This window comes from Flavihumibacter rivuli (assembly GCF_018595685.2).
GTDB classification, from domain to species: Bacteria; Bacteroidota; Bacteroidia; order Chitinophagales; family Chitinophagaceae; genus Flavihumibacter; species Flavihumibacter rivuli.
The window spans coordinates 479,695-502,237 of the sequence record NZ_CP092334.1; the positions used below are offsets into that span (position 1 = coordinate 479,695).

At 49.0% G+C, this 22,543-nt stretch carries 20 protein-coding genes; 19 read left to right on the forward strand and 1 reads right to left on the reverse strand.

All coding sequences use genetic code 11. From position 1 onward, the window contains the following. Window positions 1–120 precede the first annotated feature (120 nt). Window positions 121–1,665 carry a DUF1254 domain-containing protein gene (locus KJS94_RS02085; RefSeq protein WP_214447098.1) on the forward strand — a complete coding sequence of 515 codons (1,545 nt, stop codon included), beginning with the start codon at window positions 121–123 and terminating at the stop codon, window positions 1,663–1,665. Between the two features lie 1,112 nt (window positions 1,666–2,777). Here KJS94_RS02085 and KJS94_RS02090 read toward each other — a convergent pair. After that, entirely contained in the window at window positions 2,778–2,978 is a 201-nt protein-coding gene (locus KJS94_RS02090; protein ID WP_214447099.1) for a hypothetical protein, read from the reverse strand. 115 nt (window positions 2,979–3,093) lie between these two features. On the opposite strand from KJS94_RS02090, the gene KJS94_RS02095 reads away from it, so the two are divergent. The 18 genes from KJS94_RS02095 to KJS94_RS02180 all read left to right on the forward strand — a co-directional run bounded on the left by KJS94_RS02095 (window position 3,094) and on the right by KJS94_RS02180 (window position 22,493). Further along, window positions 3,094–4,287 (forward strand): MFS transporter, encoded by a 1,194-nt coding sequence (locus KJS94_RS02095; RefSeq protein WP_214447100.1) that lies wholly within the window; start codon window positions 3,094–3,096, stop codon window positions 4,285–4,287. A gap of 606 nt (window positions 4,288–4,893) precedes the next feature. Then, a complete protein-coding gene (locus KJS94_RS02100) occupies window positions 4,894–6,537 on the forward strand; it encodes a UxaA family hydrolase (protein WP_214447101.1) in 1,644 nt (547 codons plus the stop codon). A 31-nt stretch (window positions 6,538–6,568) separates the two neighbouring features. Continuing rightward, window positions 6,569–7,342, forward strand: coding sequence for an SDR family NAD(P)-dependent oxidoreductase (locus KJS94_RS02105; protein WP_214447102.1), 774 nt, complete (start codon window positions 6,569–6,571; stop codon window positions 7,340–7,342). A 10-nt stretch (window positions 7,343–7,352) separates the two neighbouring features. Continuing rightward, complete coding sequence (locus KJS94_RS02110) at window positions 7,353–8,195, forward strand: fumarylacetoacetate hydrolase family protein (RefSeq protein WP_214447103.1); 843 nt, start codon at window positions 7,353–7,355, stop codon at window positions 8,193–8,195. 24 nt (window positions 8,196–8,219) lie between these two features. Beyond that, window positions 8,220–9,491, forward strand: a complete 1,272-nt coding sequence (fucP, locus tag KJS94_RS02115) for an L-fucose:H+ symporter permease (protein ID WP_214447104.1) — start codon at window positions 8,220–8,222, stop codon at window positions 9,489–9,491. A gap of 10 nt (window positions 9,492–9,501) precedes the next feature. Continuing rightward, window positions 9,502–9,837 carry an L-rhamnose mutarotase gene (locus KJS94_RS02120; RefSeq protein ID WP_214447105.1) on the forward strand — a complete coding sequence of 112 codons (336 nt, stop codon included), beginning with the start codon at window positions 9,502–9,504 and terminating at the stop codon, window positions 9,835–9,837. Window positions 9,838–9,840: 3 nt separating this feature from the next. Then, window positions 9,841–10,668: an amidohydrolase family protein gene (locus KJS94_RS02125; protein ID WP_214447106.1), complete on the forward strand. Its 828-nt coding sequence runs from the start codon at window positions 9,841–9,843 to the stop codon at window positions 10,666–10,668. A 35-nt stretch (window positions 10,669–10,703) separates the two neighbouring features. Then, window positions 10,704–11,492 carry an SDR family oxidoreductase gene (locus KJS94_RS02130; RefSeq protein WP_214447107.1) on the forward strand — a complete coding sequence of 263 codons (789 nt, stop codon included), beginning with the start codon at window positions 10,704–10,706 and terminating at the stop codon, window positions 11,490–11,492. A gap of 72 nt (window positions 11,493–11,564) precedes the next feature. Then, window positions 11,565–12,569 (forward strand): LacI family DNA-binding transcriptional regulator, encoded by a 1,005-nt coding sequence (locus KJS94_RS02135; RefSeq protein ID WP_214447108.1) that lies wholly within the window; start codon window positions 11,565–11,567, stop codon window positions 12,567–12,569. Between the two features lie 51 nt (window positions 12,570–12,620). Continuing rightward, a complete protein-coding gene (locus KJS94_RS02140; protein ID WP_214447109.1) occupies window positions 12,621–13,943 on the forward strand; it encodes a Gfo/Idh/MocA family protein in 1,323 nt (440 codons plus the stop codon). Window positions 13,944–13,961: 18 nt separating this feature from the next. Continuing rightward, a complete protein-coding gene (locus KJS94_RS02145; protein ID WP_214447110.1) occupies window positions 13,962–15,323 on the forward strand; it encodes a 3-keto-disaccharide hydrolase in 1,362 nt (453 codons plus the stop codon). 20 nt (window positions 15,324–15,343) lie between these two features. Then, the gene (locus tag KJS94_RS02150; protein ID WP_239804255.1) at window positions 15,344–16,165 is read left to right on the forward strand and encodes an SDR family oxidoreductase; all 822 of its coding nucleotides are present in this window, start codon (window positions 15,344–15,346) and stop codon (window positions 16,163–16,165) included. Between the two features lie 9 nt (window positions 16,166–16,174). Further along, window positions 16,175–17,383, forward strand: coding sequence for a mannonate dehydratase (gene uxuA / locus KJS94_RS02155; RefSeq protein ID WP_239804256.1), 1,209 nt, complete (start codon window positions 16,175–16,177; stop codon window positions 17,381–17,383). A gap of 25 nt (window positions 17,384–17,408) precedes the next feature. Next, window positions 17,409–18,830 (forward strand): glucuronate isomerase, encoded by a 1,422-nt coding sequence (gene uxaC, locus KJS94_RS02160; protein ID WP_214447111.1) that lies wholly within the window; start codon window positions 17,409–17,411, stop codon window positions 18,828–18,830. Beyond that, the gene (locus tag KJS94_RS02165; RefSeq protein ID WP_214447112.1) at window positions 18,830–19,834 is read left to right on the forward strand and encodes a sugar kinase; all 1,005 of its coding nucleotides are present in this window, start codon (window positions 18,830–18,832) and stop codon (window positions 19,832–19,834) included. Before uxaC ends, KJS94_RS02165 begins: the two co-directional genes overlap by 1 nt. Further along, the gene (locus tag KJS94_RS02170; protein ID WP_214447113.1) at window positions 19,831–20,493 is read left to right on the forward strand and encodes a bifunctional 4-hydroxy-2-oxoglutarate aldolase/2-dehydro-3-deoxy-phosphogluconate aldolase; all 663 of its coding nucleotides are present in this window, start codon (window positions 19,831–19,833) and stop codon (window positions 20,491–20,493) included. The genes KJS94_RS02165 and KJS94_RS02170 overlap by 4 nt, the downstream gene beginning before the upstream one ends. Before the next feature lie 10 nt (window positions 20,494–20,503). Continuing rightward, a complete protein-coding gene (locus KJS94_RS02175) occupies window positions 20,504–21,784 on the forward strand; it encodes an MFS transporter (protein ID WP_214447114.1) in 1,281 nt (426 codons plus the stop codon). Window positions 21,785–21,953: 169 nt separating this feature from the next. Then, window positions 21,954–22,493, forward strand: coding sequence for a hypothetical protein (locus KJS94_RS02180; RefSeq protein WP_214447115.1), 540 nt, complete (start codon window positions 21,954–21,956; stop codon window positions 22,491–22,493). Window positions 22,494–22,543 lie beyond the last annotated feature (50 nt).

Below are 22,543 nucleotides of genomic sequence, written 5' to 3' on the forward strand. Positions count from 1 at the left end.
TGAACATCATTAAGATTGTTGTTAAAAAGATTCGTTGTCATGGCATCTTCCTCTTATACGCAGTAACCTGCAAGCCTAAAATGAGATTGGTAATAATATCACACCTTTAAAAAAGTGAACATGAAAAAATACATAAGACCATCGATTTACATTCCTTTATTTTTTGCGTTAATAGGACTGACCATTGGTTGTCAACCTAAATCCCAAGACGGGAAGGCCGAAACGGGTACTCAAAAATTTAAGATGACAACTAAATTTCCTGATGGGATAGCTATACCGGATAAGGTAGAGTCGCGCATTGGCACCCTGAATTTTTTCGATGGATTTCCTGACAGTGCGACTGTAGGAAAGCTATATGATAACCTTGATTTTCAAAGGGCAGTTCAGGCCTACCTGCTTGGGTTGGCACCAGTAAGTCAATATGCCAATAGAAAAGGGATTCTGGAATGTGGCCCGGCAAATGTAACAGTGCCGATTTTTGAGGACATTATGAACGCCCGCTCTCTTTTCCTTACCCCTAACAATAATACCCCCTATACCTGGTTTTGGCTCAATCTGAAAGATGGACCTCTGGTTTTGGAGATCCCGCCAAGAGTACTTGGTTTGATAGATGATATGTGGTACAAATTTGTTACTGATTTGGGATTTATGGGGCCTGATAAAGGAGAAGGTGGCAAGTATCTGCTACTTCCTCCAAATTACAAAGGTGATATTCCAAAAGGTTACAATGTCGTTCATAGCCCTACTTACAGCATTTGGGTAGCCTGGAGAACCTTCCTGGTGAATGGACAAACAAAACCAGAGGTGGATAATGTTAAAAAACTCACCAAAATTTATCCGCTTTCCCAAAAGAGCAACCCGCCTTCCCTGAATTTCGTTAATGTTTCTAACAGGGATTTTAATACCATTGCACCGGCTGATTATTCCTTTTGGGAATATCTTGATAAGGTTGTGCAGGAAGAGCCAACCGAGACGGTTAATCCAATTACTTTGGGCTTATGGGCATCAGTTGGTATACGCAAAGGGCAGCAATTTAATCCTGATGAAAGGATGAAGAAAATTCTAACAGAAGCTGCCTTGGTTGGTGACGCTACCGCGCGTGCTGTTTCATATCGATCAAGGGAAAAGGACGCCTATTTCTATCCCAATAGTGCATGGTGTAATCCAATGAATGCAAGTGGGTACACATTTGAGAAAGATGGAGTCAGCCTGCTGGACATGAATACATTCTTCTTCTTTTACGCAACAGGCGTTACACCTGCCATGGATTCTAAGGTTGTTGGGCAAGGTTCTCAGTATATGGCTGCCTTTGTTGATTCTAAAGGGAGGCCACTTGATGGGGGCAAGAACTACAAATTGCACCTCCCTCCAAATATCCCAGTAGCTAATTTCTGGTCTGTTATCTTATACGATAATCAAACCCGTTCAATGCTTCAAAACGACCAGAAATGGCCAGCCGTTACTAGTCAGGCTAAAGAAACCCTTATCAATCCTGATGGTTCTGTAGATATTTATTTCGGTCCCAAAGCTCCTCAGGGCAAAGAGAACAATTGGGTTCAGACAATACCGGGAAAGGGTTGGAATACGCTTTTACGAATTTACGGTCCATTGCAACCTTGGTTTGATAAGACCTGGAGGCCAGGTGAGATTGAAGAAGTAAAGTAATAAATGTTGATTATTAAATGACATGAATGCCTGCCGGCAACTATTGGTAAAGCCAATAAGGGTTCAGTGATGTGTAAAGGTTATTTGTATGTATCAAGCTGTGTTGATCTTATTAGGGAATCACCAGCATCTGTGAATATGTGGAACTCTCGCAATCCAGCGAGGAAGGATATTATGTGTGTTGTGTCAAAAATTAAAGGGTAACGAAAAGGGCGCCCATATCAATACTGTTGAGGCAGGCATAGGATCGCTAAGAACGCGAAGAAGTGTCATTCCTTCTTACCCCCCCCCCATCTGGGTCTCCCGCAGGGGACCCTAATGCAAGTAGGATAGATATGCATCGGGGACTCTCGAAGAGTACCACTATGGGGTGAAAAGATTTAACACTCCCATTGCCCCCGTTGTGTCTTATGACCAACGGGTAGTTGGAAGATGGAATTAGCTGTTTGCTGCATAAATCAATTCGCCTTTTATACATCAGGGTCCCCTACGGGAGACCCTGCTTGGGTTAGATATTTCACGTTAACAGCTAACATTGATGGCTGTATACGTATAGGAGCTGTTGGTGATAACACGCAACAGCGGCGCAGCATGGAATTGCATCGTTACCAACAACGGTGCAGATTACGTATACCCGCCCCCGTTGTGTCTTATGACCAACGGGCAGTTGGAGGATGGGATTAGCTGATTGCTGCATAAATCATTTCGCCTTATTTACAGCAGGGTCCCCTTTGGGAGACCCTGCTGGGGTTAGAACGTATATCCATTGGCGCAGCCAATACGTTGCGTTTTTACAAACCTCTCAAAAGCACGCCCGCGTCGTTGCGTTCCTTTTTGTCTTTGCGTGAATGACTCACGTCAATAAAGACTCCTGAAAGGGATCCTGATGAATAATAGGAAGGAGGTTCATCGGGGTCCTCTTCGAGAGACCCCGCTGGGGGAAAGCAACCCGCCCTTTGCGTTCTTCGCGCATCCTTCGCGTGCTTTGCGTTACAAAAATGAAAACGTCAACGCTATGACGCAGCAAATTCATTTATCACATGGCATCAAAAAAATGACCCCGCCAGGATTGGCGAGGTCTATCATCATTTCTATTAAAGCTAGTCCAAAACTCAGGAGGCAAACTTGCGGTGCCAGATCCTGTCGCGCACCACAAAGTGTATGCATACTAAAGCCAATCCAAAAATGTAGAGATAAAATTGCCGGTCAACGGAAAGGTCGCCGGAAAAGAATACCAGGGCAATGATGAACAGGCCCCAGATCAGCAGCACATTCCTGATGGCTGCCAAAAGTACGGTACGTAGGGTAGGCATAGGGTATTATTTTCTACCCTTTAAAACTGAAAATTCACCCTTTTATTGTGCCGGTTCATTCGGATATGGGAAGGTCCTTAGCTCCCCGGATGCTAATTTTGGCCCAAATCAATACATGGATCGCCCATCCCATCCAATATATAATGTCCCTTTTGGACTGCTCTGCCTGAGTTCCCTGTTGTTCTCGGCCAGCTTCAATATGCTGATTCCTGAATTGCCGGCCTATCTCAGCAGCCTGGGTGGCGCGGAATACAAAGGGCTGATCATTGCCCTGTTCACGCTGACTGCGGGATTCTCGCGCCCCTTCAGCGGTAAACTGACCGATACCATTGGTCGCGTACCGGTGATGGCAGTGGGATCCATAGTCTGTTTTATTTGCGGGTTCCTCTACCCGGTTTTGAACACGGTGGCAGGCTTCCTCTTCATCCGTCTGGTGCATGGATTCTCAACAGGGTTCAAGCCCACCGCCACCGCCGCCTATGTGGCAGATATTGTTCCCTCCCAGCGCTGGGGTGAGGCCCTGGGGATCCATGGTCTGGCCTTCAGTACCGGTATGGCCATTGGGCCAGCCATCGGCAGTACCATAGTCTTACGATATGGCATAAACGCACTTTTCTACAGTTCTTCCGTGTTCGCCCTGTTGTCGATCCTGATCCTTGTCAACATGAAGGAGACCAAGCAGGATAAGCAATCCTTTATGGCCAGCCACCTGAATATCTCCCGCCAGGATATCCTCGATCCAAGGGCCCTGCCGGCAGGGATCGTTACCCTGTTGACCTATGTTCCCTATGGGGTGGTGCTGACCCTGATACCCGACTGGAGCGGCCATATAGGGGTAAGGAACAAGGGCCTGTTCTTTGTGGTCTTCACACTGGCTTCGCTGCTGGTGCGGTTTGTGGCAGGCAGGCTTTCTGATAAGAAGGGAAGGGTGGCAGTGATCATAGCCGGTACCATTGCTTTGGGTATTTCCCTGTTGTTGCTGGCCTGGTCATCTTCCACTGCCGGATTGATCATAGGTTCACTGGCCTATGGGGTGGCTTCGGGGATATTATCGCCGGCCATCAATGCCTGGACCATCGACCTCAGCCTTCCGGAACAAAGGGGCAGGGCCATGGCCACCATGTATATTTCCCTGGAGGCAGGGATCGGTCTGGGTGCCTTATTGGCGGGCTGGTTCTTTGCAGATCATATTGAAAGGATACCTTCCATTTTGCTGGGCGCATCAGTATTTGCTTTGCTGGGGCTTGTCTATGTGCTGGCCTGGAGGCATCGCCATAAGCCGGCCGGGGAAGTAAATGCTAAGAATTGATCAGAACAGGATAAGAACGGCAAAAAAAGAATGGGATCTTCTTAGGAACTTGTGGAGGCAGTCGTTTTGATTATCTCATATTGGAGCATTAGTACAACAACCCAATTTTGGTTTTCTATGGCATCGCTAAGTAGGCGATGCCTTTTTTATGTAAAAGAATGACTTATTGTATTCCTGCATTATTACCCCTGTTACTTTTGACGCCTACCTTTTATCTGCCTTCTTTCATTTCTTGAGGTAAACAGTTTCATGCCAGGATAAAAAGGGCAATTGTAGCCAAATTTGGTGTCCTTGTCATTGCGGCGGTAATGTATGGGGAGGGGATTACTAGGACTTACTGGGGTAATAGTCCCAATGCATTTTTATCCTTGATTAACCAGGGATTACCTTTTTGCTAATAAAGTTTTAGAAAAGGGTAAAAAAATGACTGCTGGCCAATAGCGATACCTGTAATTTTAATAGACGTTGATGGCCGGTTTGGTGAACTCCTGGATAATGGCCTGGAAGGCTTTGATGGCCATTCCTGGTTTGCCAGTTCAAATGGTTGGGAATTTAATTGGGTCGGAGTTTCGTCAATGTTGTTTCCGGAATAATCTATCCTCAAATATGAGTCAAAAAGTATTGAAGGTCCATCCTTCAGATAATGTTTTGGTTGCATTGGTTGACCTTAAGAAAGGAGAATCGGTTCAATGGTCCAATGAAAGCTTTGTACTCGTGGATGACATCCCGGCAAAGCATAAATTTTTCACCGTGTCGCTAAAGAAGGGCGAGAAGGTGACCATGTATGGTGTAACTGTCGGAACCGTTCAATCAGCTGTAGACAGCGGTTCTTGCATGACAGTAGAGAATACCAGGCATGCTGCAGATTCCTTTGACTACCGGGCTAAAAAGTACCAGTGGTCTCCACCCGATACCAGCCATTTCAAGGATAGGACATTCAAAGGATATAGAAGAAGCGATGGCAGGGTCGGGACAGCCAACTATTGGCTGTTCCTGCCTACTGTTTTTTGTGAGAACAGGAACCTTGATGTGATCAGGGAGGCCATGCATAATGAACTGGGGTATACTGTTACTGAACAATACAAGTCGTTTACCCGGCACCTTGCAGATGCTTACAGGAACGGAGAGGATGTATCCTCTTTTAATGAAGCAACTAGCCTGGCTCCTGTACAAAGCACCCGTTTGTTCAGGAATATTGATGGGATCAAGTTCCTGAATCATGCCGGTGGCTGTGGGGGAACACGACAGGATGCAGAAACACTTGGCAGGCTATTGGCCGCTTATGCTGATCACCCCAATGTGGCTGGGATAACCGTTTTGAGTTTAGGTTGCCAGCACTTGCAGGTGAATGATTTTGTTAAGTATCTTAAGGAACGTAATCCCTCCTTTGACAAACCCTTGTTGATCTTTGAACAGCAGCAAAGCAAGAGCGAGCCGGAACTGATAAAGGAGGCCATCCAGCAAACATTCATCCATCTTATTGAAGCCAATAAGATCGAAAGGGAAGATGCGCCATTGAGTGAATTGTGCGTTGGTATGAAATGCGGTGGCAGCGACGGTTTCAGTGGTATTTCTGCTAACCCGGCAGTAGGGCACTGCGCTGACCTGATCGTGGCATTGGGAGGTAAGGTCTTATTGGCTGAATTCCCTGAATTGTGCGGTGCGGAACAGGACCTTATCGACCGTTCGGTAGATGAACCAACCGCCAGGAAGTTCATGAAACTGATGAATGCGTATAATGACCTGGCGCATATGGTGGGATCTGGTTTCCATATGAATCCATCGCCAGGGAATATCAAGGACGGATTGATAACAGATGCCATCAAGAGTGCCGGGGCCTGCAAGAAAGGCGGCACCTCACCTGTGGCTGATGTTTTGGATTATACAGAGCCTGCTACTAAACCTGGCCTGAGCCTGGTTTGTACGCCAGGTAATGATGTGGAAGCGACAACCGGTAAGGCAGCCAGCGGGGCTACGCTGATCCTTTTTACCACCGGCCTGGGAACGCCAACCGGTAATCCCGTTTGCCCGGTGATCAAATTGTCCACCAACAGCAAACTGGCCAGGAGGATGGGTGATATCATTGATATCGATACTGGATCTATTATTGAAGGGACAAAAAGTATTGAAGAAGTTGGTGAAGAGATACTTGATTATGTGATCAGGGCCGCGAGTGGAGAAGTGATACCAAAGGCGGTGCTCCTGAACCAGGATGATTTCATACCCTGGAAACGGGGTGTTTCATTATAGCATTCGCGATTAATTCAAGAATAAACAAACTATGTTCAGATTAGAAAATAAAGTGGCGATCATTACGGGCGGTGCCAGTGGTATTGGCAAGGCCATGTCCCTCCTGTTTGCAAGGCAGGGGGCCAGGGTCTATGTAGTGGATATCGATCCTGTAAGTGCTTCCGGACTTGCCGATGAGATCAGGACTGGCGGTGGTTTTGGGGCATTCCAGACCTGTAATGTGGCCGACCAGGCAGATGTACAAAAAGTGGTGGCAGCCATCAGTGAACTGGAGGGACGGATAGATATATTGGTGAACAATGCGGGTGTAGCCCATATTGGTAATGCTGAAAATACTTCCGAGGCAGATTTTGACAGGATCTATTCTATCAACGTAAAGGGCGTATATAATTTCCTGCATGCGGCCTTGCCGGTAATGAAGCAAACTGGTGGCGTTATATTGAATACCTGCTCCATCGCCGCTACGGTAGGATTGAGTGACCGTTTTGCCTACAGTATGAGTAAGGGAGCCGTCCTGAGTATGACCTTGTCAGTGGCCAAGGATTATTTGTCCCACAAGATCCGCTGCAATTGCATGTCGCCGGCCCGCGTGTACACTCCCTTTGTGGAAGGGTTTATTGCCAAGAACTATCCGGGAAAGGAGCAGGAGATATTTGAGAAATTATCGAAAAGCCAACCGATAGGGCGTATGGGGACAACTGAAGAAGTGGCGGCCCTGGCATTATACCTCTGCAGTGACGAAGCGGGCTTCCTCACTGGTTGCGACTATCCTATTGATGGCGGATTTACAAGATTAAACAGCTAAAAAGGAAATAATGAAACTGATTCGATTTGGGGCGCCCGGCAAGGAAAAGCCCGGAGTGCTGATCAATGATAAATGTTATGATGTTTCCGGTTTTGTGCCGGATTATGATGAAGCCTTCTTTGAAGAGGGTGGCCTTGCCAGGTTGCAGCAGGTGATCGCAGCAGGAAGCCTTCCTGAAGTAAAGGTGGAACGCTTTGGTTGCCCTGTGAAAAGGCCATCCAAGATCGTTTGCATCGGCCTTAATTATATTGACCATGCCAGGGAAACCGGTGCCACACCACCTGCAGAACCGGTGATCTTCCTGAAGTCGACAACGGCCATTATTGGTCCAAACGATACCATTGTGATCCCTAAAGGTTCTGAGAAAACGGATTGGGAAGTGGAACTGGCTGTGGTGATCGGTAAGAAGGCCAGTTATGTTGAGGAAGCGAATGCAATGGACCATGTTGCCGGTTACTGCCTGCACAATGATGTGAGTGAAAGGGCATTCCAGTTGGAACGTGGGGGTACCTGGGACAAGGGTAAGGGCTGTGATACCTTCGCGCCGATCGGGCCCTTCCTGGCAACGAAAGAGGAGATCGCCGATGTGCATAATCTTCGGTTATGGCTTACCGTGAACGGACAGAAGATGCAGGATGGCACCACTGCAGACCTGATCTTTACTATTCCGCACATTATTGCTTATGTGAGCCAGTTCATGACCCTGTTGCCGGGGGATATCATTTCAACCGGTACCCCGGCAGGTGTGGGTTTAGGCATGAACCCGCAGGTGTACCTGAAACCGGGAGATGTAGTGGAGTTGGGTATCGATGGCCTGGGAAGTTCCAGGCAGGTTGTTAAGGCCTTTCAATAAACAAGTAATACCAACGATCGTCATATGAAAAACAAGCAGTCTTACCTGGTTGCCTTCATCATGGTTACCAGTCTCTTCTTCCTGTGGGCTTTCCTGCATAATATCAACCCCATCCTGATCCCTCACCTGAAGAAGGCTTGTACCCTTACAGATACGGAAAGTGCGTTCATCGACTCTTCCGTTTACCTGAGTTATTTCCTGGTGGCCTTGCCGGCAGGATGGTTCATGCACAAGTATGGCTATAAGAATGGCATCCTGGTGGGTTTGCTATTGTATTGTATCGGGGCCTTTCTTTTTGTACCGGCAGCATCAGCGCGCAGTTATAATTTTTTCCTGGTGGCCCTGTTCATCATGGCAGGTGGTGCAACCTTCCTGGAGACCATTGCCAATCCCTATATCACCAAGTTGGGAGATCCGGAAGGGGCAGCGAAGCGATTGAACCTTGCCCAGTCATTCAACGGAGTAGGCTCAGTGATCCCGCCATTGATAGGCGGACAATTCATCCTTTCGGGTATTGAACATTCACCGCAAGAGTTAAGCAGGATGAGTGCTGCCGACCTGGATGCCTACCTGAGTTTTGAAGCCAATGCCATCAAGATGCCCTATATGGTGATCGGTGGTGTGGTCGCCCTGATTTTGATCCTGTTTGCATTGGTTAAACTTCCCGAGATCAAGGAAGCGCCAGAGGAAGGAGGTGAGTCCAGTTTCTCCCTCAGGGTATTCAGGCACCGGCATTTTCGTTGGGCTTTACTGGCGCAATTCTTCTATATAGGGGCACAGGTGGGTATTGGCAGCTTCTTTATCCGTTATGCACGCTATGTGCAGGATATCCCCGAGAAGCAGGCCGCATTCCTTTGGGGATCTATTGCCATGGTGGGTTTTATGGCGGGACGTTTTGTAGGTACCTTCCTGATGAAATATTTCAAACCTGCCGTGTTATTGTGCGCCTTTGCCCTGACCAATGTTGCCTTATTGGCCATAGCCATATTTGCATCCGGTAACCTTGCAGTCTATGCCTTGATAGCTACCCCATTCTTTATGTCCATCATGTTCCCCACCATCTTTGCCCTGGGTATTGATGGACTGGGCGAAGAAAGTAAGATCGCGTCCTCCTTCATCGTGATGTCAATTGTAGGCGGGGCCTTCTTCCCCATCTTGATGGGACAGGTGAGTGATGCCAATAGCGGTAATATCCAGCTTTCTTACCTGGTGCCGGTAGTTTGCTTCCTTGTGGTCTTCTGGTTTGGCCTTACCCAGTTAAAGAAAGCCGCAGTAAAAGTTTCTGTAGCGCATTAAACAGGAAATCATGAAAAGGTATTGTTTGTCAGTTGACCTGAAGAATGATGAGCAGCTCATTGCGGAGTATGAACAGTATCATGTGAAGATCTGGCCGGAGATCGAACAAAGCATCCGGGATGCGGGAATTACGAGTATGGAGATCTACCGTATTGAAAACCGCTTGTTCATGATCATGGAGACCAGTGATGATTTCTCTTTCGAAAGGAAAGCTGCCATGGATGCGGGTAATGCCAGGGTGCAGGAATGGGAGGAGTTGATGTGGCAATACCAGCAGTCATTGCCTTCAGCAAAGAAGGGGGAAAAGTGGGTGTTGATGAAAAAGATATTTGACCTCAATTCATAAGTTATGCAGGTGATCGATACACATCAGCATTTCTGGGAGTATGATCCGTCCAGGCATGAATGGATCTCAGATGAGATGTCAGTGATCCGCAGGGATTTCCTACCAAAGGACCTGCAGTCCTTGCTTTCCCGTAATGGAGTATCGGGATGTGTGAATGTTCAGGTGGACCAGTCGGAAGCAGAAACCTTGTGGATGCTGGATCATGCGGCAAAGCATGATTTCATCCTTGGGGTAGTGGGTTGGGTGGACCTTAAGGGAAAAGATATCAGGGACCGCCTCGCTTATTTTACCCAGTTCCCCAAGCTGAAAGGCTTCCGTCATATCCTACAGGCAGAAGCGCCGGCGTTCATGCTGGATAATGCCTTCCTCAATGGTATTTCAGCCTTGAAGGATTTTGGCTTTACCTACGACATATTGGTTTTTCCCCGGCACTTGCCGGCTGTTTTGGATATGGTGATCACGAATCCAGACCAGCCTTTCGTGATCGATCACCTGGCCAAGCCTTATATCAAGGATAATATGCTTGAGTTGTGGAAGAAGGATATGGAGCGACTTTCGGCTTTCCCTAATGTGTATTGTAAAGTGAGCGGAATGGTCACGGAGGCTGATTGGTCCCGGTGGACCAGTGATGACCTGCATCCCTACCTGGATGCTGTAGTGGAATTATTTGGCATAGACCGGCTGATGTTCGGGAGTGATTGGCCGGTATGCCTGGTAGCTGCCAATTATGACCAGTGGCTGTCTACGGTGAAAGCCTATTTTTCAGGGTTTTCAGAGGATGATCAGCATAAAGTCTTCTATGGGAATGCGAAAAGGTTTTATCGGTTATAGGTTAACGTTATTAATTGATCAAAAGTATTAATGGTATGAATCTGCAATTACAGGATAAGGTAATCATCGTAACAGGTGGTGCTAAGGGCATTGGCTGGGGAATAGTAGAAGTGTTGGCCAGGGAAGGAGCCGTGCCGGTGATCCTGGGCCGCAATGAAGCGGATAATCTTAGGGCCATGGAGACAATAGTCGCCAATGGGGGTAAAGCCTGGCAGGTGGTGGCCGAATTGTCGAAGCCGGAAGAATGTGCTAAGGCAGTCCAGCAGGTGATCGCACAGTTTGGCCAGATCGATGGGCTGGTCAATAATGCAGGGGTGAATGATGGGGTAGGGCTGGAGCATGGAGATTATGTGCGTTTCATGGAGAGCCTGCACAAGAACCTGGTACACTATTACCTGATGGCCCATCATGCCCTTCCTGAACTGAAAAAGACAAAAGGCAGTATTGTTAATATTACTTCCAAGACAGCCGATACTGGTCAGGGCAATACCTCTGCCTATGCGGCTTCCAATGGTGGCCGGAATGCCCTGACCAGGGAATGGGCCGTTGAGCTGGCCAAGTATTCCATCCGGGTGAATGCGGTGGTGGTGGCAGAATGCTTTACGCCATTGTATGAGAACTGGATCAAGACCCTGCCTGATCCTGAAGGGAAACTGAAGGAGATCACTTCCAAGATTCCCTTTGAACACCGTTTTACTACGGCGGAAGAGATCGCCAACATGACCGTATTCCTATTATCTCCACTTTCCAGCCATACCACCGGACAGCTGATCCATGTGGATGGGGGCTATGTCCATCTCGACCGGGCTATGGCCAATGCCTGATTGCCTGGGATATTTATTACGTAAACGTTTACGTAGTTCTTTTTGAATAACTTGGGTTGTTGATCGAAATTTATGGAACCGGTTACCATCAAGACCATTGCGAAGCAATTAGGATTGTCCATTGCCACTGTTTCCAGGGCGCTGAACGATAGATATGGTATTGGCGAAGCCACAAGGGCTAAGGTGAAGGCAGTGGCCGAAAGCCTGGGTTACCAACCCAATGCCTATGCTAGTGGATTGAAGCGGAAGGGCAGTAAGACCATCGCGGTGGTATTGCCCGGGCTTGACAATAACTTCTTTACGCAGGTGATCAGTGGGATCGAGTCTGTGGCCCACCAGAAAGGCTTCCATGTGCTGGTTTACCTTACCCATGAAGACCAGCAAAGGGAAAAGGAGATCCTGCAGATAGTAAGGAATGGGAGGGCTGACGGTATCCTGATCTCGGTTGCCAATAGTTCAGGGGGATATGCCCATATAGAGCAATTGGTGGAAGCGGGGATGCCGGTCGTGTTTGTTGACCGGATCTGTGAGCATATTGATGTGCCGGGGGTGGTGACGAATAATGAGGAATCCGCATTTGAAGCCACAAAATTATTGCTGGCTAAGGGTTGCAGGAAGATCGCCTTCCTGGGGATGGCTCCACAGTTGTTCATTACGGGCTCAAGGAAGAACGGCTACCTGAAAGCACTCAGGAGTGTAGCGAGTGAGCAGGAGCCCATTATCCAGGAATTTGAGAAAGACCATGAAAAGAACATCCGCTTATTGACGGATCTGTTGAAGCACCAACAGCCGGATGGATTGTTTGCTGTTTCAGAAAAAGTAGCCTTGCTGGTATATGAGGTTTGCGGGGCCCTGAAACTGAGGATACCGGAAGACATTAAACTGGTTGGGTTTACCAATATGCCGGCTGCGGCCTTCCTGGAACCTTCGATGAGTGCCATTGTTCAACCGGCTGTTGAAATGGGCGAACGTGCAGCAGAGCTGTTGTTCAAAGTGATCGGGAAAAAGAAAATATTCGAAATAGAAAAGAAACAGGTATTGCCTTCTGTGTTAAGGATCAGGCGTTCGGCAGGATAGGACTGCCAAAAGGGGCATACGGTTTTCTTTCTCACCCATAAAAATTGACGTATGCTTGACCGAAGAAAATTCCTTCTCCAGTCTGCCCTGGCAGGCACCGGCCTCCTGGTAGGCCCCACCCTCGCAAGTTTTGCAGGTTCCCCCAATGAAAAGGTGGTGATTGGTGCTGTTGGTACCAATAGCCGTGGTTTTTACCTGGCCAAAATGCTGGCCCTACTCCCGAATGTGGAGATTGGCTATGTCTGCGACGTGGATGCCAATGTGCTGGCCAAAACCATCGCTGAGATCGAGAAGGTTTCCGGGAAGAAACCCAAAGGGTATAATGATGTGCGCAAGCTGCTGGCTGAAAAGGACCTCGATGCCATTGTGATCGCTACTCCCGACCATTGGCATGCACCGGCAGCCTTGATGGCGGTGCAGGCTGGCAAACATGTGTACGTAGAGAAGCCCTGTTCGCATAATCCCGCCGAAGGTGAGCTGTTGATAGCTGCACAACAGCGTTATGGGAAGCTGATCCAGATGGGTAACCAGCGACGTTCTTTCCCCAATGTACAGCAGGCAATGAAGGAATTGCAGGAAGGCTTGATCGGTCGGGTATATTTTGCCAAAGGTTGGTATGCCAATAGCCGAAAGTCCATTGGCTTTGGGAAAGCGGCACCGGTTCCTTCCCACCTTGATTTTGACTTATGGCAGGGACCTGCTCCGCGCAGGCCTTTCAAGGATAACCTCGTTCATTATAACTGGCATTGGTTCTGGCATTGGGGCACTGGTGAAGCCCTCAATAATGGCACCCATGAGATCGATGTGATGCGCTGGGGGTTGGGCGTTGACTTTCCAATCCGGGTGGTATCGGCCGGGGGACGCTATGCCTTCAATGATGATTGGGAAACACCCGATACGCAAACCATCACCCTTGAGTTCCCCAATAAGACCGCCATGCTGTGGGAATCCAGGAGCTGCAATCCACATGAGGTAGAAGGCAGTGGCAGGGGAGTGGTCTTCTATGGGGAGAAAGGCACCATGGTCATCCCGGGTGGTGATGATTACAAAATTTTCGGCATGGATAACAAACTGGTCAGGGAGGTAAAGACCAATCTGCAAAAAGCGGATGCGACCAATACCATGGGCATGGGCGAGCGTTTGGACAGCATGCACCTGCTGAATTTTGTGGATGCCATCCGGGGCAAGGCTAAACTCACTTCGCCCATTACTGAAGGCCACCGGTCAACTTTGCTTGCACAATTAGGAAATATATCCTGGCGGACCGGAAGGGCCTTGCAATGTGACCCTTCGAATGGGCATATCCTGAATGACAAGGAGGCCATGCAATACTGGACGCGTGAGTATGCGCCCGGTTGGGAAATGAAACTCTGATCAACATAATGTAGCAACATGAAGAAACTAGTATTGATGGGGATGGTATTCCTGGCCAGCTGGCAACTGCAGGCACAGGGCAGTTCCCAAAAGGGACAATGGGTGAGTCTTTTCAATGGGAAGGACCTCAAAGGATGGAAACAATTGAATGGTAAGGCTAAGTACGAGGTGAAGGATGGGGCAATAGTGGGCACCACCGTTCTGAATGAACCCAATTCCTTCCTGGCGACTGAAAAGGATTACCAGGACTTCATCCTTGAGCTGGAGTTCAAGGTGGATTCCAATATGAATTCCGGCATCCAGTTCAGGAGTGAGAGCCGCCCTGATTACCAGAATGGAAAGGTGCATGGCTACCAGATGGAGATCGATCCATCCAGGCGTGCCTGGAGTGGTGGTATATATGATGAAGGCAGAAGGGGATGGTTGTACACCCTTGATTATAATGAAGGGGCAAAGAAAGCCTTTCATAACGGGGAGTGGAACCACTATCGCATTGAATGTATCGGTAATACGGTTCGCACCTATGTTAACGGCATCGCTGCTGCTTACCTCATCGATAGCCTGCCGACCAGGGGCTTTATTGCCCTGCAGGTACATTCCATCGGCAAGCCTGAAGAAGCCGGCCGGCAGATCAAGTGGCGCAATATCCGGATCCAAACCGCTAACCTTAAGCCCAGGCCGTCCTCAACGATTTTCGTTGTCAACTTACTACCCAACCAGTTATCAGAACAAGAGAAGGCCAATGGCGTGAGGTTATTATGGGATGGCCAAACCACCAAGGGCTGGAGGGGCGCTTATAAAACCCAGTTCCCTGAAAAAGGCTGGAAGATAGAGGACGGTATGTTGAGGGTGATGAAATCTGGTGGTGGCGAATCCGTGAATGGCGGGGATATCGTGACCGAAGAATTATTCGGGGCTTTTGAACTGCAGTTTGATTTCCGCCTGACGCCAGGGGCCAATAGCGGGGTAAAATATTTTGTTACGGAAAAAGAGAACAATGCCGGTTCTGCCATAGGACTGGAATACCAGGTACTGGATGACGACCAGCATCCTGATGCCAAACTGGGAGCCGTCGGCAATCGTACCATGGCTTCCCTCTATGACCTGATCCCTTCCCTGAAACCCTGGATGTCCCGCAAACCCATCGGGGAATGGAACAAGGGAATGATCAGGGTGTATCCTGACAATAGGATAGAACATTACCTGAATGGTTGCAAGGTAGTGGAATACCAACGCGGCACCCCGATCTTCTATGCCCTGGTGGCACGCAGTAAATATGCCGGCTGGAAGGATTTCGGGATGGCGGAAAAAGGCAGGATCCTGTTGCAGGACCATGGTGATGCGGTGGATTTCCGCAGTATCAAGGTCAGGGCTTTGTAAAAGAATAAAATCGAGTATGCATGGATGTTAGTAAGATGTTTTCCCTGGAGGGGAAAGTGGTGGTCGTAACCGGTGGGACGGGTATCCTTGGCGAGTCATTTGTGAAAGCCATTGCAGCAGCAGGTGCGGCAGTTGGGGTGCTGGGAAGGAATGAGGGGATTGCCGAGGAAAGGGCTGCAGCCATCAATGCCGAAGGCGGCAAGGCCATTGCGCTGGTAGCGGATGTAATGGATGAAGGGCACCTGCGGCAGGCGAAGCAACAAATGCTGGATCGCTTTGGAAAGATCGATGGCCTGGTGAATGCAGCCGGGGGTAATATGCCTGAAGGCGTGGTACAGCCGGAAGCAGACCTGTTCAGGATGAACCTGGACGGGTTGAGAAAAGTGATGGACCTGAACCTATGGGGAACCATCCTGCCTACACAGGTTTTTGGGGATGCCCTTGCTGCCAATGAAACGGCAAGCATTGTGAACATCTCCAGCATGAACTCCAAAAGGGCAGTTACAAAAGTATTGGGTTACAATATGGGCAAGGCTGCGGTGGACTGCTATAACCAATGGTTTGCAGTGGAGCTGGCGAAGCGCTATGGCGACAGGATCAGGATGAATGCATTGACACCGGGCTTTTTCCTGACAGAGCAAAACAGGGCCCTGCTGACCAACCCTGATGGTACCTACACGGCAAGGGGACAGGCGGTGATCAATAACACCCCTTTCAACAGGTTCGGTCGTCCGGAGGAGCTTACGGGCGCATTGGTGTGGCTGCTGAGTGACGCATCCCGATTCGTGACAGGGTCGCAGGTAGTGGTGGATGGAGGCTTTTCCATATTCAGTGGCGTTTAAAACAGTATTATGAGTACACCAGTTTCTTATCAGCATATTGAATACCGCATGGAACAAACCATGCGTTGGTTCGGACCCAATGACCCGGTCAGCCTTAGTGATATCCGGCAGGCAGGTTGCACGGGGGTGGTTACGGCCCTGCATCATATTCCTAACGGTGAGGTATGGCCGATAGATGCCATCATGGAAAGAAAGCGGGAGATAGAAGCGGCAGGAATGAGGTGGTCGGTGGTGGAGAGTGTGCCCGTTCATGAACAGATCAAGACGGCATCCGGGAATTACCGATCCTATATCGTCAACTACCAGCAGACACTGCGCAACCTGGCGTCCTGCGATATCAGGACAGTTACCTACAATTTCATGCCGGTGCTGGATTGGACCAGGACAGACCTGTCTTTCACAGTGGAGGATGGCAGTAAGGCCCTGCGTTTTGAGAAGGCTGCTTTCATGGCCTTTGACCTTTTCATGCTGCAAAGGGAAGGCGCTATGCAGGAATATGATGAAGAGGAGATCAGCCGGGCAAGGGAGCGTTTCGACAAGATGTCAGAAGCAGAGAAGCTGCTGCTGCAAAGGAATATCATCGCGGGCTTACCGGGTAGCGAAGAGTCTTTCACGCTGGACCAGTTTCGTGAAGCGCTTGCCGCTTATCAGCATATTGATGCCCATCAACTCAGGGCTAACCTTATCCATTTTTTACAACAGGTGGTCCCGGTGGCCGCTGAGGTTGGGGTGAACCTGGTGATCCATCCCGATGACCCGCCCTATCCCATATTGGGATTGCCCCGTGTGGTGAGCACCGCAGCAGATATTGAAGCACTGGTCAATGCCATTCCTGACCTTCACAATGGGCTTTGTTTTTGCACCGGCTCCTTTGGTGTCCGCGCAGATAATGACCTGCCAGCCATGTTCAGGCAATTCGGTGACCGGATCAATTTTATTCATTTGAGGAGTACGCGGCGCAACCAATGGGGGGATTTTTATGAAGACAACCACCTCGATGGTGATGTGGATATGGCTGCGGTGATGAAAGTGATCATTGAAACCATGCGTCGCAGGAAATGCGGCATAGCCATGCGTCCGGACCACGGTCACCAAATGCTGGATGATCTCCGAAAGACCACTAATCCCGGTTATGCTGCGATAGGCAGGTTAAGGGGGCTGGCGGAATTACGGGGCCTTGAACTGGGTCTGCAAAGGGCCATGAACGGCAATCTTTGAGGTTGAAAACTTTTAATTAGCGGGAATGAAAAAGAAGAAAAGACAAAAGGCATTCATCAACGAAAACTTCCTCTTATCTAATAAGCAGGCAAGGCAACTCTATTTCGACCATGCTGCCAACCTGCCCATTATCGATTACCATTGCCACTTGTCACCAGAGGCCATTGCCAAGGACTACCGTTTCGCTAACATGACGGAACTATGGTTAAAGGGTGACCATTACAAATGGAGGGCGATGCGGGCTGTTGGGATACCGGAAGAACTGATCACAGGGAATGCCAGCGACCAGGATAAATTCATGGCCTGGGCCAGGGTGGTTCCACATACATTGCGTAATCCCCTGTTCCATTGGACACAAATGGAGTTGAAATGGCCCTTTGGTATTGATGACTACCTCAATGAATCAACGGCCGGAACAATTTATGAGGCCTGCAATGCAATGCTTCAGGACCCGGATTACAGTTGCCGCTCACTTATAGCAATGAATAATGTTGAGTTGGTTGGGACAACCGATGATCCTTGTGATGACCTTCGTTTTCATAGGGAGGCAATAGCAGATGGCTTGTCTTTTGAATTGCGGCCATCCTTTCGCCCGGACCCGGTATTGGATATCCGTAACAAGGAAGGGTTCCTGCGATACATAGAAAGATTGGAACTGGCGAGTGGTGTGGTGATCAATGATTTCAGCAGCCTGTTACAGGCCCTCTGGCAGCGGGTGGAATATTTCCATGCCAATGGATGCAGGATAGCTGACCATGGACTGTCTGCCATGCCACTGCTTCCGGTTGATGAGCAAATAGTAGAAGAAGGGTTAAGGAAAGTATTGGAGGATAGGACATTTATGCACCCCGATCCGGAAGGATTTGCGGGATTGGTTTTATTGCACCTCTGCAGTATGTACCATGCTAAGGGATGGGCGCAGCAATTCCACCTGGGTGCTTTAAGGAATGTGAGTTCAAGGCTGAGGGAAAGATTAGGGGCAGACAGTGGGGGCGATACGATCGGTGATTATCCGCAGGCAGAGCGATTGGCGGCTTTCCTTGATGCTCTGGACCGGCAGGACCGGCTGGCGCCTACCATCATCTATAACCTTAATCCGGGTTGGAACGAGGTCTTCGCTGCCATGGCCGGCACTTTTAATGATGGTTCCATAGCCGGTAAGGTCCAGTTTGGATCGGCATGGTGGTACCTCGACCAGAAGGATGGAATAGAAAAACAATTGAATGCCTTGTCGAACCTGGGGGTGTTGAGTAACTTCATCGGGATGACGACGGATAGCCGGAGTTTCCTTTCCTATTCCCGCCACGATTATTTCAGGAGGGTCTTGTGCAACCTGTTGGGACAGGAAATGGAAGCGGGCCTCTTGCCCAATGACCGTGAATGGATCGGCGCATTGGTGCGGCAATTGTGTTATGATAATGCGAAAAACTTTTTCAAGGTAGGCTGATGGATCAAGTATTGTGTTTTGGGGAACTCTTGCTTCGGTATGCACCGGACAATGAAGGCAACTGGTTGCGACAGGGCGCTATGCCTGTTTACATTGGTGGTGCTGAATACAATGTAGCAGCAGCGCTGGCCCAATGGGGAGTGCCGGTATCCTATTGTACGGCCCTGCCGCAAAATTATTTATCCAACCACCTGTTAAGCCAGTTGCAGCGGCAGAAAATTGATGCCAGTCCCATTGTTTATAGTGGCGAAAGGATAGGTGCCTATTTCTTGCCATTTGGAAAGGACCTGAAGCATACTGGTGTGATCTATGACCGATCTGGTTCTTCCTTTTCACAACTCGAACCTGGCAGTATCAATTGGGTGAAGTTGCTGAAGGATAAGAAATGGTTTCATTTCTCCGCCATCAGTGCCTCCCTCACGCCTAATGCGGCCGCAGTTTGCCTTGAGGCGGTGAAAGTGGCCAGGGCGCTGGATATCCCGGTGTCACTCGACCTGAATTACCGGCCAAGGTTGTGGAAGTATGGAAAGGAGCCGGTTGAGGTAATGCCTGAACTGGCCAGTTATTGCACGGTGCTGATGGGGAATATCTGGAGTGCCCATACCATGCTCGGTGTACCGCTCCAGGAAGAGATGATCTCATCAGGTTATTATTATCGCCATGCGGAGATCAGTGCTACGCATATACTTGAACGTTATCCCTCCTGCCAGTGGGTCGCCAATACCTTCCGGTTTGAGGATGGACCGGGTATTGCCTATTCTGCAACGCTGTTCTCCAGGGGCGAAGGAAGTTTGGTTTCGCGGGAATATGCTGCAGGCAGTGTGGCCGATAAGGTGGGTTCGGGGGATTGTTTCATGGCGGGGTTGATCTATGGGAAATTTTCCGGCCTTTCTACCAGGGATACCCTGGAATATGCAACAGCCGCAGCTTTCAGGAAGCTGCAGGTGATGGGGGATATAACAACAGATACCATCCAGGATATCAAAAAACAAATAAAAGCATGAGTAGTTCCGGAAAGATCCTTGATGCAATAAAAGAACAACTGGTATTGCCCTTGTTTTACCATGATTCACCTGAGCTCTCCTTATCGGTGATCAAGGCGCTGTACAATGCCGGGGTGCGGGTGGTCGAGTACACTAACCGTGGGGACCATGCTTTGGAAAATTTCAGGCTCCTGAAGTCGACCTTACTGGTTGAAGCGCCGGGTATTTTCCTGGGCGCAGGAACCGTAAAGACTGCAGGGGAGGCGAGGGCCTTCATGGATGCCGGTGCGGACTTCCTGGTGAGCCCGGTGGTGGATCCGGAAGTGGGAGAGCTGGCGCGGCACAATGGATTGTTGTGGGTGCCCGGCTGTATGACCCCAACAGAGATACAGTCAGCTGTAAAGGCAGGCGCTTCATTGGTGAAAATGTTCCCGGGTAATGTGTTGGGACCAGGCTTCATTGCTGCAATAAAAGACTTGTTCCCGGGAACCAGCTTCATGCCTACAGGAGGGGTGGAACTGGAAGAAGAGAATATGCGGGGGTGGTTCCGTGCCGGCGCAGTTGCCGTGGGCATGGGCTCGCGACTCATCAGTAAGGAGATCCTGACCAATAAGAACCTTTCCCAACTGGAAACAGATACTCAAATAGCCTTAAGAATAGCACGTTCAGCAAAAGCCTAATCAGAACTGTATGCCTGCACCAAAAGGAAATACCCGCTGGGTGGTGGTAGCCCTCTTGTTCTTTGCGACCACTGGCAACTATCTCGACCGCCAGGTGATCGGTTTGTTAAAACCTACGCTGGAAAAAGAATTCGGTTGGTCGGAAACGGATTACAGCAATATCGTGATGGCCTTTTCCGCAGCCTATGCCATTGGTTTATTGGGTTTTGGTCGTTGGATAGACAAGATCGGTACCCGCCTTGGCTATGCCCTTTCGGTGTTGTTCTGGAGCATTGCTGCCATGGCGCATGCCCTGGCTAAATCAACATTTGGTTTTGGGATGGCAAGGGCTGCCCTGGGTGTTGCCGAAGCAGGGAATTTCCCGGCGGCCATTAAAACTGTGGCGGAATGGTTTCCCAAGAAAGAAAGGGCCCTGGCAACCGGGATCTTTAACTCTGGATCCAATGTTGGGGCTGTGGTAGCGCCGATCATGGTGCCGGCCTTATTGGGCGCTTTTGGATGGCAGGAGGCCTTCCTCGTAACGGGAGCGATCGGATTCATATGGCTCATCTTTTGGTGGCGATGGTTTGACCTTCCCCAAAAACATTCGTCTGTATCCAAAGTAGAGTTGGCGCATATCGAGAGTGATGGCGAGGAACAGGAGGAAAGCGGGGAGAAGGTAAAGTGGTCATCCCTTTTTATGAAGAAACAAACCTGGGCATTCATCTTCGGGAAATTCTTTGCCGACCCGATCTGGTATTTCTTCCTCTTCTGGTTGCCTTCTTATTTTTCCTCGGTGTTCCAATTGGATCTGAAGAAGCCTAGCCTTCCTTTGGTGATTGTTTATACGGCAACGACCATCGGGAGTGTTATGGGAGGTTATCTGTCCTCCTGGTTGATCAGGAAGGGTTGGCCTGTTTTCAAGGCAAGGAAAACATCAATGCTGGCCTTTGCCATTTGTGTATTGCCCATCATCAGTGCACGTTATGCTACCAATGTCTGGCAGGCTGTGGCATTGATCAGCCTTGCTGCTGCAGCCCACCAGGCCTGGAGCGCCAATATCTTTACCACTGCATCTGATATGTTCCCCAGGAAGGCGGTAAGTTCTGTGGTAGGGATCGGCAGCATGGCAGGTTCCGTAGGGGGCATTCTATTTCCCTTGTTCATCGGCTGGATCCTCGACCAATACAAGGCCATTGGTAATATTTCTGCCGGCTACAATATTATTTTCCTGATTTGTGGCACCAGTTACCTCGTGGGCTGGGTATTGATGCATTTGTGTGCGCCGAGGATGGAGCGGGTTGAGCTTTAGCGATACAGCATAAGGTCAATACTGAATTTAGAATGGTATAATTTTTAGAAGTTGTTTAATAGGCCTGTTTTGTAAGTTGGGTAATTATGAAAAGATAGGGTTTTGGATGATTGAAGTGTTGCAAAATAGAAAATCGGAAACTATTTTGGGCGCAAACAAAACCTATCAAATGAAACGTATCCTATTTCCCTTGCTGTGTGCATTGATTTTCCTGGCCTCCTGTTCAAAAGGCAAAGACGAGCCATCCTATTTCATCACTTGTAAAATAGATGGTGTTGAGAAATCCTTCAACACTGAATGCTCGGCAATCCATAGTATAATCGACGTTAGTGAGTTAATAAATATCAGAGGCGCTGACACTAAAGGAAGCCATCCCTCTTCTTTTGGGATCATTCTTTCCAATGGCCCTGCCGCAAAGCCGATCGGAAAATCAGGGGTTTTTACCAGTACCACAAAGGATTTCGAGATCAATACCCAGTATTTAGATCTGGTTTCCGGAGCAAGCTATGGCGCCGGTACCATGGTTAGTAATAGTGCTAACGAATGGGGGGTAGAAATCGAGAATCAATTTGTATTAACCATTACCAGCAATGATGGCAATATCATCGAGGGAACTTTTTCTGGGGATTATTACTACTATTCCGGTCCCTTAGGGGATTTCATCAGGATTACTGACGGAAAGTTCAGGCTGAAGGTCTATCCGGAATGATCTTAAATGGTTGAAATTACAGGAAGCAGGTATCAGGTAAACTAGTGTTT